Origin of the sequence: Candidatus Magnetominusculus xianensis (assembly GCA_001541255.1) — a bacterium.
Lineage (GTDB): Bacteria > Nitrospirota > Thermodesulfovibrionia > Thermodesulfovibrionales > Magnetobacteriaceae > Magnetominusculus > Magnetominusculus xianensis.
Window position 1 is genome coordinate 136839 of sequence record LNQR01000070.1, and the last position, 13378, is coordinate 150216.

Sequence of the window (13378 nt, forward strand, 5' to 3'; positions counted from 1 at the left end):
AGCAACTGTAATCTGCATAGGTTGGTGCAAAAATTGGGGTTATCCCTCATTGCAGCTATAATATTCCTTTGGTACCCTGCAGATAGTAAAGCACAAAACACACCACCAATAAAAGTTGGCAGTGAAATAGACTTTCCTCCCTATGCTATCGTGGATGCCAATGGACATGCCAGTGGTTTTTCAGTGGAATTAATTAGAGAAGTTGCCGCTGTGATGGGGTTGTCTATAGATATTCACTCCGGTGAGTGGAATGATATTCTCCTGGAGTTTAAGAAAGGAAATATTGAACTATTACCGTTGGTTGCCCTCTCAAAGCAAAGGGCTGATATGGCTGCATTCACAAAACCGCACACAGTAACATACGACAGTTTTTTCACACGAAAGGGTTCACAGCCAATTAACTCAATAGCGGATGCAAAGGGCAAAGAAATAATAGTTATGTCCAGTGATGCCGCACATGAACAGTTGGCTGCATCTGGAGTATCTGTCCGCATCGTTGAGGTTAAAACCATTCCTGACGCTATGCGGCAATTGGCACAAGGGCGCCATGACGCAGTGCTGGTTTCAAAACTGATAGGACACATGGTTCTACGTAAACTCAAACTTGACGATGCTATTATCTCTGGTCCACCTATAAATGATTATAACCGTAAGTTTGCATTTGCTGTTCAGAAGGGTAATACTGAACTACGTGATAAGCTAGACCATGGTATTGCTATAGTCCGAGCCACTGGAAAGTATGATGCCATTTACGGTAAATGGTTTGGAGATATTGAACCGAGAGCCGAATTCCCCTGGCGTAAGATAATATGGATAATAATTATCATTTGCACTGTGCTTGTTCTTATCTCAATTTGGATACAGATGCTTCGGCGGCAGGTGGAGCAGCGGACGGCTGAGTTACAGAAGGAAGTTGCTGCTCGCAGGGTTATGGAGACAGATTTAAGGCAATCATATGAAGGTAATAAAAGGTTATTAGACGCCCTGGATAATGTTGCTGCATACATTTTTATTAAAGATATGGAGCTGCGCTATGTATATGCGAATAAACTTACCCTGGAACTCTTCAATTGCACGATGGATGAGCTGATAGGTTCCACTGATGCAAGGTTCTTTTCTGCTGGCACAATAGAAGGATTTTTAGCCAATGACAGACGTGTAATAGAAAATGGTGAGGTAAGTGAAAAAGAAGAAGAAACAATGCCGAAGAGTGTTGGTAAGAGTATTGTTTATTGGGCTGTTAAGCGTCCTATTTATGATGCTGCTGGGAAAATCTATGGTCTGTGCGGTGTATCCACAGACATTACTGAGCGTAAGCGCATGGAAGAAGAGCTAAAGGAGTTAAACAAAACGCTTACCGATGAGTTGGTTGAACGCCGCAAAATAGAGGAGGAGTTAAAGACATACAAAGATGAACTTGAAGATATAGTTGCAAAACGCACAGAAGAACTGACAGAGGTAAAGGATAGATTTCGTACTGCATTTGATTTCAGCACAGTGGGAGTGGCAATAACATCTCCGGAGAAGGGCTGGATAGAAGTAAATGCTGAAGTATGCAGGATGTTGGGTTATACTAAAGATGAGTTAATAAGTATGACATGGACTGAATTAACCCATCCAGATGATTTGGAGGCCGATGTAAGGCTGTTCAACCGTGTGCTTGATGGTGAAATAAGTGGGTATATTTTTGAAAAACGATTTATATGCAAGAACGGCTCAATTGTATTCTCATCAATCTTTATAAACTGTAAGCGTAGTTCAGATGGAAGTGTCGATTACTTCATAGCTATACTTCAGGATATTAGCGGGCGTAAAAGAATGGAAGAGGAATTGAAGAGATTAAATATCAATCTTGAAAACGCAGTAGTAGAGGAAACTCAAAAAAGGCGGCAAAATGAGCAAATGCTGATACAACAGTCCAAGATGGCGCAAATGGGTGAGATGATAAGCCTGATATCCCATCAGTGGAGACAGCCGCTAAATGCAATATCATTAACTGTGCAGGATATAAAAGATGCTTATAACTACGGTGAGCTTAATGAAAGATACATACAAGGTATTGTTGATACGACAATGGGACAAGTTAACTTTATGTCAAAGACGATGGAAGATTTCAGGAACTTCTTCAAGCCATCAAAGGACAGACTACAGTTCAACGTAAAATGTACCATAGAAGAACTTGTCTCAATGTTTGAAGAGCTGTTTAAGAAAAGTGGTGTAGATATCTCAATAGAAGCCAAACCAGGGACAATACTAACAACAAATGGATATCCCAACGAATTTAAGCAGGTAATCCTCAATCTTATAAATAACTCGAAAGATGCGATATCTTCTAAACACGAAACCGGCCCACAGGGACTGATAGGAATTAATATCATCAATAATGAAGAAAGAGATAAGATAATAGTGTTGATAAAAGACAATGGAGGTGGTATACCAGAAGACATTGCAGAGAAAATTTTTGAACCCTACTATACAACGAAAGGTGAAAAAGGCACAGGAATTGGACTATACATGTCAAAAACGATAATTGAGACGAACATGGGCGGCACCCTCACGGTTAGAAATGTCGATGGCGGGGCTGAGTTTCTGATAACGTTAGGAATAAGTAATTTTGAGTGTGTCTCTCCGCCATCATAATAATGTGTAATGACCACAATAAGGTCTGACATTGCAGCAAAAATCTCCCACCATCGATTGTAAGACAATCTCAGGCTGTCTGGTATTCAGACGCATCATCATACACAATCATTTTAATTTGAACGAGGTTTTTATTTTTAGAGAAACACTCCATCGGAGTAAAACCATAACAGTATTGTCCCTGATGAGTTCTTTCGTGGTTATACTCGTAAAGCCAGACATCGAGGTCTTTTTGTAGCTCTTCGATGGAATTATATATCTTCTGACGAAATGCAAAGTTATATTTTTCAAATTCGTTTTTGCCCTGGGGTGTCCTCCCCCTTACGCTGATTATTACATTGGCAGGACAATTGTAAAACGCGAACCACCCTCTACGTTACTGACCATAATTGAGCCGCCCCAGTGTTCTTCGATAATTCGTTTTGACGTATAGAGGCTGATACCGGAGCCGGTCTGTCCACTTGCCGATAGATACGGCTCAAACACACTGCCGATTAAGAGCTCGTCTATGCCTCCGCCGTTGTCGGTTATGTTGATGCGGACGTTCTTCTGTTCTTCACGATAGACATCGACTGTTATAATGCCATCGACGCTGCGGTATCGTGTTATGGCTTCCTTAGCGGTGCTTAGGATGTTTAGTATAACTTGTGAGAATTCGTGAGGATAACCGTTTATTGTAATGTCTTTTGCTGCATTTAATTGTGTGGAAATCAGATAATTCTTGAGAGAGCCGCTGAGGAGCGTCAATGCGTCTTTTATGGATTTTGTGACATCAAACGGTTCTTTTTCTTTGTCTGGCTTAAAGAAGTTTCTGAATTCATCAATTGTTGCGGCAAGTTTTTTTATTTGCTGCTGGCCCTTCGATGTAAATTCTTCAACGAACTGTTTGTCCAGTTCATTAAAATCCGACGCCTCTTTGATATTTATTAAGATCAGGTTAAGGGCGCTCAACGGCTGGCTCCACTGGTGGGCAATGTTTACTATCATCTCGCCCATTGACGCCAGTCTGGACTGTTGGATGAGGACATGCTGCTGCTCTATGGTCTTAGAGATTTCCTCCCTGACCCTGGCCTCAAGTTCATTGTTCAGACGCTCCAGTTGCAATGACTTTTCGTGAAGCGCTTTCTCAAACAATACCCGTTCGGTTATATCTACCGCAACGCCCCGTACCCCTCTGACTGTGCCTTCATAGACAATAGCGCTTGCATAGATAAAGACAGGGATGATGCGGCCATCCTTTGTCTTTAACTTAAACTCTGCTCCTCCGCAGGCCTTTTGTTCTTCAACTATTTTCGCAAGGTTTTCTTTAAAACTCTCGACGCTCTCATCCCCTATAGTTGTCAGTATGTCCACGCCTTCCGTCTCGTGTATGATGCCTAAGGTCTCGATACCGCAGCGATTTGTAAATGTAAAATTGCCCTTTTCATTTATCTCAAACACTATAACGGGCAGCATATTGGCAAGCTCTCTGAATTTCTCTTCACTTGACTTCAGTGCGTCATCGAGGATTTTATGTTCTGTTATATCTGAGAATATAGCAGCAAACCGCCCCTTCGCCGGTGAGAACACAGACATTTTAAAGTGTTTTCCAATTGACGGGAGATAGACCTCGACCGATAGTGCAACACCTTTTTGTGCAACACCTGCAAACAGCTCAACAAACTGCGGTGAGTTAGCGCCGAACACTACGCCGGAGAGTGTCCCCACTGCACGCTCCCGTGGAATTCCTATAACGACTTCATAGGCAGGGTTTACGTCCAGCACACGGAAATCTACGGCCTTGCCCTTGTCATTATATATAACTTCATGAAGGGCAACCGCGTCGTTCATTGAGCTGAACAGGGAGCGGTACTTTGACTCGCTCTCTTTCAGGGCTATCTCGGCTGATAGCTTTTGAGATATTTCTATTTTAAGTTTTTCGTTTGCCTCTCTGAGTTCTGAGGTTCGCTCTGTTACCCTTCTTTCGAGTTCGCTGTGGGCCTTTTCAAGTTCCTCTTTAGAGAGTTCGAGTTCCCTGGTCTTTTCATTTACGCTTGTCTTTAGGCGTTCTTTCCAGATAAACAATAAAAATACAGCCGCCGCCGCTGCCACTGTCACAAGGAGGAGTACTAACAATAACCTCTTGTTGCCAACCCCGAATTTCTCTATGCGTACCCACTGCCTGTATATATCCTCTTTCTCGGCGGCTGTCATACCTTGCAGGGTTTTATCAATTATTGCGGCCAGCTCCGGCCAGTCTTTTCTTACGGCAATCGCCGGTTTATATACGTACCCTGTGCTGCCAGCGATTTTGATGTTGCTTATACCCATTTTCCCTGAGTGGTAGGTGACAGAAAATACATTTCCTATCAACGCATCCACATCTCCAAAGGACACAGCCTTAAGGCCGTCTTCCATTGTTGGGACGGCAACTATGTTAATACCGCTGTGGTTACGCCTTATTAACTCTTCTTCGTCATAACCGGAGACAATGGCGGCTTTTTTCCCTTTCAAATCTTTCAGCGTCATGACGCTTGACGCCTTTTTTGTTATTATCTCTACAGGAATCTCAAGATAAGGCGTTGTAAATATCAGATAGGTTTTCCTCTCCTGAGTGATACCAAGACACGGGATGACATCCAGACGATTTGCCTTTATCAGACTTTTTATCTCATCTGTCTGGACACTTTCAATCCCGTCATAAGCCACTCCAAGCCGCTTGTTAATAAGCTGCATGTAGTCTGCTGCAATCCCTGTGTAGCGGCCATTTTCATCGACGAACTCAAACGGCGGAAAGTCAGGGGAGACTCCGACCCTGATCTTTTTATGTGCGCTGAGCCACTGCCTCTCACCGTCTGTCAGCGCCTCGGAAGAGAAAGCCGACGATACCATGAACAGTACGGCTGTCAGGGCTATAGAAATCTTCAATCGCTGCATTGTGATGACAGTAATTTGTTTAACCCTTCCACTAATAGTCTTAGATGAGTGACGGCTTTGTTTATGTCAGACTTTCTCAACGACAGCATTGTGCGAAATGCAGCGGCATTGATATCTGACAGGGAGAGGCTCTCGGCATTGTCTTTGATTATTCCGGCTTGTTTCTCTGCAAGCTGATAGTTGCCGCTGCTCAGGGCATCTCTCATCGTGTGGATAAGGCTCACTGCATTTTCTATAAACAGCCTTATATCACCGTGAGGCAGGGCGTCTGAGTTGTTTATCTGAGCCAAAATGTCTTCAACTACCAGCATGTCAGCCTCTGTGTTAACAGGGGCTGAGGCGGTTACAAAGGTACTTTCAGGTATTTTTGGGCATTCCTTGCCTGTATATTTCGTTATGATTTGAATCAGTTCATTCGGCCTTATAGGTTTAGATATATAGCCGTCCATTCCTGCCTCTAAACAACGCTCTCTATCTCTTTTAAGCGCATGGGCGGTCATTGCTATAATTGGGATATTGCGGGTAGACTCCGAGGATTTTATTATTTTTGTCGCCTCAAGGCCATCCATTCCCGGCATTTGTATATCCATTAGAATCAAATCAAACATTACCTCTTTGACCTTGTTCACGGCCTTCTCACCATCTACTGCCTCGGTTACGTTAAGCCCGTGCCTTTTCAATATCTCAGTGGCAACTATCCTGTTTTCCATGTTATCCTCAACAAGCAGGATGTGCAGCCGTGAGCCCATGTCCTGTGCCAGCGCTGGTCTTTGCTGTTCACTGAAGTTCTCAGTCGTGCCTGGCTGTTTTGTATAAATTGCCTTCGTAACGGTATTGATTATATCCTTACGCTTTATTGGCTTATTTACATGGCAGGAGACCCCTAACTCGGCACATCTGTCTTCATCTCCGCTTCTTTTATTGGAGTTTAACATCACAACTACAGATGATGGAATGTCTGCGTCTAATATGTTCTCTGCCATTTTAAAGCCGCCAATGCCTGAGAGCCGGACATCTATGAATATAATATCATATGGGCGGTTTGAGTCCCTTGCAGCATTCAGTTTCTTGTATGTCTCCTCTGCCCCTATTGCCTCATCAATCTCGTTGCTGTTGCCGTAAAGAATATCTTTGATAATTTTGGCAGTTATGGGATAGTTACAGGAAATCAATACCTTGATATTGTTAATATCACATGTTTCTGAGTTTTCATTCTCAGCGCTTATGGAAAACTTTGCCGTGAAATGAAATGTTGTACCCTTACCCTCCGTGCTTGTGAGCCATATGCTGCCGCCCATTAAGTGAACTAAACGCTTTGATATGGCAAGCCCAAGACCGGTTCCTCCAAATTGTCTTGTTGTGGAGCCGTCTGCCTGAGAGAAGTTCTCAAATATATGGTCAAACTTGGCAGCCGGAATTCCTATGCCGGTATCAGCTACTGAGAAATGCAGCACAACAGACTTGTCGTCCCCAGGCTCAGTGTCAACCTCCAACACTATCTCCCCCTCTGCCGTGAATTTCATAGCGTTGCCCAACAGGTTAAGAAGTATTTGCCCAAGGCGCCCGGGGTCGCCGATTAGTTTTATAGGCACACAAGGTTTTATGTGGCTTGACAGCTCAAGTCCCTTCTTGTGTGTCTGAATTGAGATGGGATCACAGATGTTTTCCACTACATCCCGAAGGTCAAAATTTATCTGCTCAAGCTCAACCTTACCGGCCTCTATTTTTGAAAAGTCCAGGATGCTGTTAATAAGTGATAAAAGGGAATTGGCTGAATTAAGCACCGTATCCATGTATTGCCTTTGGTGTTGTTTTAATTCTGTGTCAAGGACAAGTTCTGTCAGTCCTATAATGGCATTCATTGGGGTGCGGATTTCATGGCTCATGTTGGCAAGGAATTCACTCTTGGCAGAGTTTGCAGCATCGGCAGATTCCCTTTCTCTGATTGTCTGCTCAAGGAGCCTTTTATTATTTTCTATGATTTGAATGTCTCTGAATGTCCTTAAAGATAAGATCATCAATATGTTGAACTTGTCAATGGACAGTTCGGTTTTTTCGACGTAATCGTTAATATCGTACTGACTGATGACATCCAGTTTTGGAGCCTGCCCTGGCTGCCCCGTCCTCAGAACTACGCGGACAAGGTTGTTGTTCAGCTCTTCTCTGATATATTTTACGGTATGCAGCCCTGCAAGGTCATCCTCCATGACGACATCTAATAGTATAACGGCAGTGTCGGGATTTTCTGCAATGAGGCGGTTTGCCTCTTTGCCGGAGAATGCGCTCAAAAACTCAAGGGATTTGCCGTCATAGACAAAGCTGTTTAAGGCAAGGGTAGTCATGGTGTGGACTTCTGGTTCGTCGTCAACTATCAGTATTTTCCATTTATCTGGCCATTTGTCCGGCCACTTGTCCGGCCACTTGTTTGGCAGCTTTTCAGTCCTTTCAGGCACAGTAGCTGTGCGGCCTTCCTGAAAGAAGAACTGGTCGTCGTCTATTTGTTCAATCATATTGCCACCTCTGCTATAATGGGAAAGTTAATTATAAATGTAGTTCCCTCTCCTGCCGTGCTCTTACACTCAATACGCCCACCCAGCGTCTGAGTTATAATATTATACACAATATGCAATCCCAGCCCCGTGCCTCCGTCTCCTCGCCTCGTAGTAAAGAATGGATCAAATATTCTCTTGATATCTCCCTGTGATATGCCCTTGCCGTCGTCTTTATATTCTACAATGATTTCATCATTTTTGGCTATGGCTTTAATGGCGATTGTGCCTTTGTCTTCCGGGTCATATGCGTGTAAGAGGGAATTCAACAGGAGATTAGTTATGATTTGTGCAAACGCCCCCGGGTAGCTGTCCACGTTTATACCTTTTGGGCATGAGATTTCAACATTATGTTGATAGTGCTTTAGTTTCGGCTGAAGGTTAAACATGATCTCTTCTAAATACTGGTCTAACATAAAGCTTCGTCTTTCCTGAGTTAATTGATCTGTTGATACCATCTTAAAGCTCTTTATTAACTCAGCCGTTCGCTGGAGGTTATTAAAAATAAGCTGGCTGCCTTTTCCCACATCTGAGAGATAACTCTCAAGCTGCGTCCTGTTGAGTGACTTGTCATTAAAGGCGGACTCTATTGTTTCAGTTTCCTTTATAATACTTGACGACAGCGTATAGGCAATGCCGACAGGCGTGTTTATCTCATGCGCTACACCTGCTACCACCTGCCCAAGCGAGGCCATTTTCTCAGACTGAATAAGGTGAGCCTGGCTCTGGTTGAGGTCTTCATAAGCCTTTTCTAACTCCGTTATAACCAACTGTCTGCTATTTATCTCCTCACGGAGCTGTTCGTTCAACTGTGTCAGGGCATCGGTTCTCTCTTCTACGATTTCTTCCAGGTGATTTTGGTATTTATACAACTCGTGTCCCTTTTTAATCCTAAAAATTGTAAACAAGCCAATTGAGTATATTAAAATCATTGATAGTAGTATAGATATGATATTCTTATACGTTTCATGTTTGACTTCCTCTATCCCAACTAATAAATGCACATTCCAATTACTTTTCTTGTTCTGTTTTCCTACATACATATATTCAGTATCCTTATATGTCTTCTCTGTCAGCGCAGGGCTGCGGATTGTAACAATTTTTATACCGTTTATTTCTGATTCCTTTATAACCGGCAATGGCAGTAAGGGTTCATCTAGATACACCTTAGCATCTTTCATACGTTTTAAAATATCTTCAGGTAATTTGTGTAATGTATGATAGAGATAGCGTGCATCATTGGTATGAAAAACAACCTCGTTGTCATCTGCAACTAACAATATCTCTTCTTTCTCTGTATTTTTAGGCGTAAATAAATCTATATCGTATTTTATTACGGCAACTCCGATTATCTCATCACCGTTTAATACAGGGTGTGACCTGAAAACCCCTAATTTTTTTGTTACAATACCAATATTTATGTCCTCAAAGGGAGCTCCATTAATAGCGTTTTGAAAATATCCTCTGAATGTATAATTCTTGCCAACAAAACTTTGTGGGGTCTTATAGTTGCTTGACGCAATTGCAGTGCCTTTTTTATCCAGTAAGTAAGAAACTGCCGCCCCTATATTATCATTAAACCGTAACAGATATTCACTCATTGTATTTTGTTCTCCGGGATTATTTAAATATGATATAACATAGGGATTACCAGATAATATTATAGGGTAGGTGAAATAGTTTTTTACCTTGTCTGACAAGTAATTGTTATATGAATTTAAATGCGTTTTAGCTCCCCTGTGTATTTTTTCTATAGTCCTGCCTTTTGTCCAAACGACTGTACCTATTATTAATAGTATGGCAGCAATCAACATAAAAGCTGATAATATTTTGGCATTAAAATATCTTATTATCCAAACACTGAAGTTAGTCATGCCGTCCCCTCTGTCCTGACAGGAACATTAATTATAAACGCCGTTCCCTTACCTAATGTGCTTTTACACTCCATACGTCCACCCAGTGTCTGCGTTACTGTGTTAAACACTATATGCAGTCCCAGGCCCATGCCCCCCGCGCCACGCCTTGTTGTAAAGAAAGGGTCAAATATATGTTTGAGGTCTTCTTCTGGTATGCCCTTGCCGTCGTCTTTATATTCGACAATTATTTCGTCACCTTTGGGTATGGCACTAATGGTTATTGTGCCTTTTTCACCGGGGTCATATGCGTGTATGAGGGAATTCATCAGGAGATTTGTTATGATTTGGGCAAATGCCCCGGGGTAACTGTCCAGCGTCAGGTCTTTTGAACAGGAGACCTCAATATTGTGTTGATATTTCTTTGTTTTGGGCTGAAGGGTAAACAGTATTTCCCCTATATAGTCTTCTAAGTTGAACCTGCGTCTGTCCTGAGTGAGTTGATCTGCGGATACCATCTTGAAACTCTTTATTAAGTCAGCCGTTCTGTGAAGGTTATTGAATATAAGTTGATTGCCTTGTTCCACTTCGGTAATATATTTCCCCAGTTGTGACCTGTTGAGTGACTTGTCATTGAAGGCGGACGATATAGCCTCAGTTGATTTTACAATGCTTGACGATAGCGTATAGGCAATGCCGACAGGCGTGTTTATCTCATGCGCTACGCCTGCCACTAGCTGACCAAGCGAGGCCATCTTCTCTGCCTGGACTAATTGAGCCTGGCTCTGTTTAAGGTATTCATTGATCTCCTTTAATTCCTCTAAATGCTCGTTGCGGGCCTGCTGGGTCTTGTCCAGTTCAATGAGCATATTGTTAAACGATTTAGCCAATACCCCTATCTCATCGGTTGAGTTGATGCCCGTTACCTGAGAATAATTCCCTTTGGCAATCATATCTGTAAATGAGATAAATCTTTTAAGCGGGTTGCTTATATTATTAGTTATGTTATTGGTTATCAGTGTAAAGATGACCCCGCTAGCGGCTAACACTATAATCAATATTACTACGGTGGAATATATGGTCTTTCTTGCCTCTGAGATAAACCCCTCATAAGGCATGACGACCAATAATTGCCACCTGGTCTCTTCAATGGGGAAATAGGCTGCAATGCTGTCGATTCCTAATACGGACGTCCTGAGGATACCCTTGCTCATCGATGCTGGTTTTATTGGAAAGTCATAGGAAGCGCCCGCCTTCTCAATCAATTTCCCTATACTATGATGAGTATTGTGATAAATGATATTTTTATTATCATCTAACAACAAGATAAATCCATCTTCAGCCACTTCTACATCGGACAGGCATTTGGTGATGTCGGAAATTGGTGAGACGCCCATTATAAATCCTATCAACTGGTCGCCAAAAAAGCTGTACTTAGGTATAGCAAATGTAACAGCAGGTACGCCAAGCATGGCATTGTATTGCGCATTTGAGATAATAATCTTATCAGGCTTCGATGTGTTGGCTGCAAGTTGTGATAGTATTTGGGTGGTATCACCTATATCTCTGTTACCACTTGCTGCTCCAGCATTTACAACTGTTACCTCTTCTTCTGCCCTTGCATTTACGTAACTTAAAACTGGAAATTCTTTTGAAAACTTGGTGAAATATTGTGAAAGCAGAAGTTCGTGGTATCTTTCCACATAAACATCTACTTCCCTGCCTTCTGAAATCCTTTGTAAGATAGATTTTTTTCTGGCAATACCGTCATTTATTCTTAGGCTCATTGTTTTGGCGATAAACTCAAGATGCTCCATTTCATCAGCAGTTACATGGGATGACATAAAATAATATCCGCTTGCCCCTAATAGCAGTCCGACGGATAGGACGATGCCAAAATGCGATAAGAGTATCTTGTTTTTTATCGATAAGAACATTATTCCAACACTATGGGCACTATGGGTACTATGGGGAGACAGCCTTTGAAGGCGCTGGCACAGTTCCACTGTTAATTATAATTGTCTGGGCCTCTTTGGTAAACAAAAAATCAAGAAAGCCTTTTGCCAGTCCGCTCAACTCGCCTTTCCATACAAACCCAAATGGCAGCACGAGTTTGTAACTTCCATTCTGAACATTTTTTAATGATGCGTAGATACCGTCTATTTTCATTATGGTTAAGGGGCTGTCAATCACCATAGACATGGGTCCGTATCCTATAGTGTTCTTATATTGCTTTAATATACCTATTGCTTCCGGCGTGGAATATATAGTCTTACCGACAGGTGTTTTAATCTCCTTAAGGCCGACAATGGTTTGTTCTAACAACGTTCTTGTTGATTCATCCTCTTGTCTGTTGACTACATATATCGGTTGTTTTTCACCGCCTACGGCCTCCCATGAAGTCAGTTTTCCTGAGTATATACCAATAATCTGTTCTGTGTTGAGATTATCTGGCCGTTTTGTATCAAGATTAGCGATAAACACTACGGGACTATAGGCGAATTCAATGTAGTTAAGGTTGTATGCTTTCTCCTTTTCCTTTAATTTTCGGGCAGTCCTTCCGAGGTTGCACTTGCCATCTGCTACGGCCCGAATACCGCCTGTTGTGCCAATAGAATCCGGTACCTCGATGTGAGTACCGGGATGGGTCTTTTCATATTCCTTTGCTAAGAGTCTCAGCAAGTCCTGACTGTCGCCGGTTCCCTCGATTAGTATCTTTTCCATAGCCGAAGATGTGCCGCTCATCAAAAAACAAACCGCTAACACCATACTTAGTATTGTCTTCATAATCATCCCTCCCATTTAGCAGACAAATATGCCAATGTAGATTCCCACATTGTCAGAGTTTCTGTAATGTTAATACATTTATGTCTGCTTTGTCCATGTCTCTGAGCTCGTGAATTTACAACGATCCGAAAGAATATGACCGCTCTGTGCCGAAATATCAACGAATATCGACATAACCGCCAGTCCTGTGATATATTATATTATGAAGACGCTCGAAAGGGATTTTGACTTAACTGAAATCATTAACGGAGAGGAAGTCGTGGGGCCTAGTCCATTTGGAAAACATCAGAGGATCAGTAGTAATCTAAATTATATTATTCATCATTTTGTTAAAACAAAGGACTTGGGGCAGGTGTATTATTCACCCTTAGACATTATCTTCGAGGAGGGGATTAACAGGCTTCAACCAGATATATTGTTTATCAGGAAAGACAATATGGGCATCTTTCAGGATTGGATACGTGGGATACCGGATATGGTTTGTGAAATAATATCCTCTGGCACGTATACCAGGGATATTATTGTCAAGAGGGCAATATATGAGAGAGTATCACCTTATGATAGATAACAATTCATTAATATTTCCATTTACTCTAAACCTCGCGAACAGGCGCATACTTGCTTCCATCATAC

The 13378-nt window shown here is 42.2% G+C and carries 7 protein-coding genes; 2 read left to right on the top strand and 5 right to left on the bottom strand.

Features of this window, described 5'->3' with window-relative positions; genetic code table 11:
- Positions 1 to 33 precede the first annotated feature (33 nt).
- Positions 34 to 2640, top strand: coding sequence for a PAS domain S-box protein (locus tag ASN18_RS10400; RefSeq protein ID WP_236861667.1), 2607 nt, complete (start codon positions 34 to 36; stop codon positions 2638 to 2640).
- A 333-nt stretch (positions 2641 to 2973) separates the two neighbouring features.
- On the opposite strand, the gene ASN18_RS10405 is transcribed toward ASN18_RS10400, so the two are convergent.
- The 5 genes from ASN18_RS10405 to ASN18_RS10425 form a co-directional block, all read right to left on the bottom strand.
- Positions 2974 to 5547 (bottom strand): transporter substrate-binding domain-containing protein, encoded by a 2574-nt coding sequence (locus ASN18_RS10405; protein WP_236861668.1) that lies wholly within the window; start codon positions 5545 to 5547, stop codon positions 2974 to 2976.
- Positions 5544 to 8066, bottom strand: coding sequence for a response regulator (locus ASN18_RS10410; protein WP_085052685.1), 2523 nt, complete (start codon positions 8064 to 8066; stop codon positions 5544 to 5546). The genes ASN18_RS10405 and ASN18_RS10410 overlap by 4 nt, the downstream gene beginning before the upstream one ends.
- On the bottom strand, positions 8063 to 9979 hold the full coding sequence (locus tag ASN18_RS10415) for a sensor histidine kinase (protein WP_085052686.1): 1917 nt from the start codon (positions 9977 to 9979) through the stop codon (positions 8063 to 8065). The genes ASN18_RS10410 and ASN18_RS10415 overlap by 4 nt, the downstream gene beginning before the upstream one ends.
- On the bottom strand, positions 9976 to 11802 hold the full coding sequence (locus ASN18_RS10420) for an ATP-binding protein (protein ID WP_236861670.1): 1827 nt from the start codon (positions 11800 to 11802) through the stop codon (positions 9976 to 9978). The genes ASN18_RS10415 and ASN18_RS10420 overlap by 4 nt, the downstream gene beginning before the upstream one ends.
- A 121-nt stretch (positions 11803 to 11923) precedes the next feature.
- Positions 11924 to 12745, bottom strand: coding sequence for a substrate-binding domain-containing protein (locus ASN18_RS10425; protein WP_236861671.1), 822 nt, complete (start codon positions 12743 to 12745; stop codon positions 11924 to 11926).
- Positions 12746 to 12947: 202 nt separating this feature from the next.
- Here ASN18_RS10425 and ASN18_RS10430 point away from each other — a divergent pair, with 202 nt between their 5' ends.
- Entirely contained in the window at positions 12948 to 13313 is a 366-nt protein-coding gene (locus ASN18_RS10430; protein WP_085052689.1) for a Uma2 family endonuclease, read from the top strand.
- Positions 13314 to 13378: the final 65 nt, after the last annotated feature.

Coding starts and splice junctions, on each gene's coding strand:
- ASN18_RS10410 (WP_085052685.1), bottom strand. CDS start 8,066: ATGATTGAACAAATAGACGACGACCAGTTCTTCTTTCAGGAAGGCCGC.
- ASN18_RS10415 (WP_085052686.1), bottom strand. CDS start 9,979: ATGACTAACTTCAGTGTTTGGATAATAAGATATTTTAATGCCAAAATA.
- ASN18_RS10420 (WP_236861670.1), bottom strand. CDS start 11,802: ATGTCATCCCATGTAACTGCTGATGAAATGGAGCATCTTGAGTTTATC.
- ASN18_RS10425 (WP_236861671.1), bottom strand. CDS start 12,745: ATGAAGACAATACTAAGTATGGTGTTAGCGGTTTGTTTTTTGATGAGC.
- ASN18_RS10430 (WP_085052689.1), top strand. CDS start 12,948: ATGAAGACGCTCGAAAGGGATTTTGACTTAACTGAAATCATTAACGGA.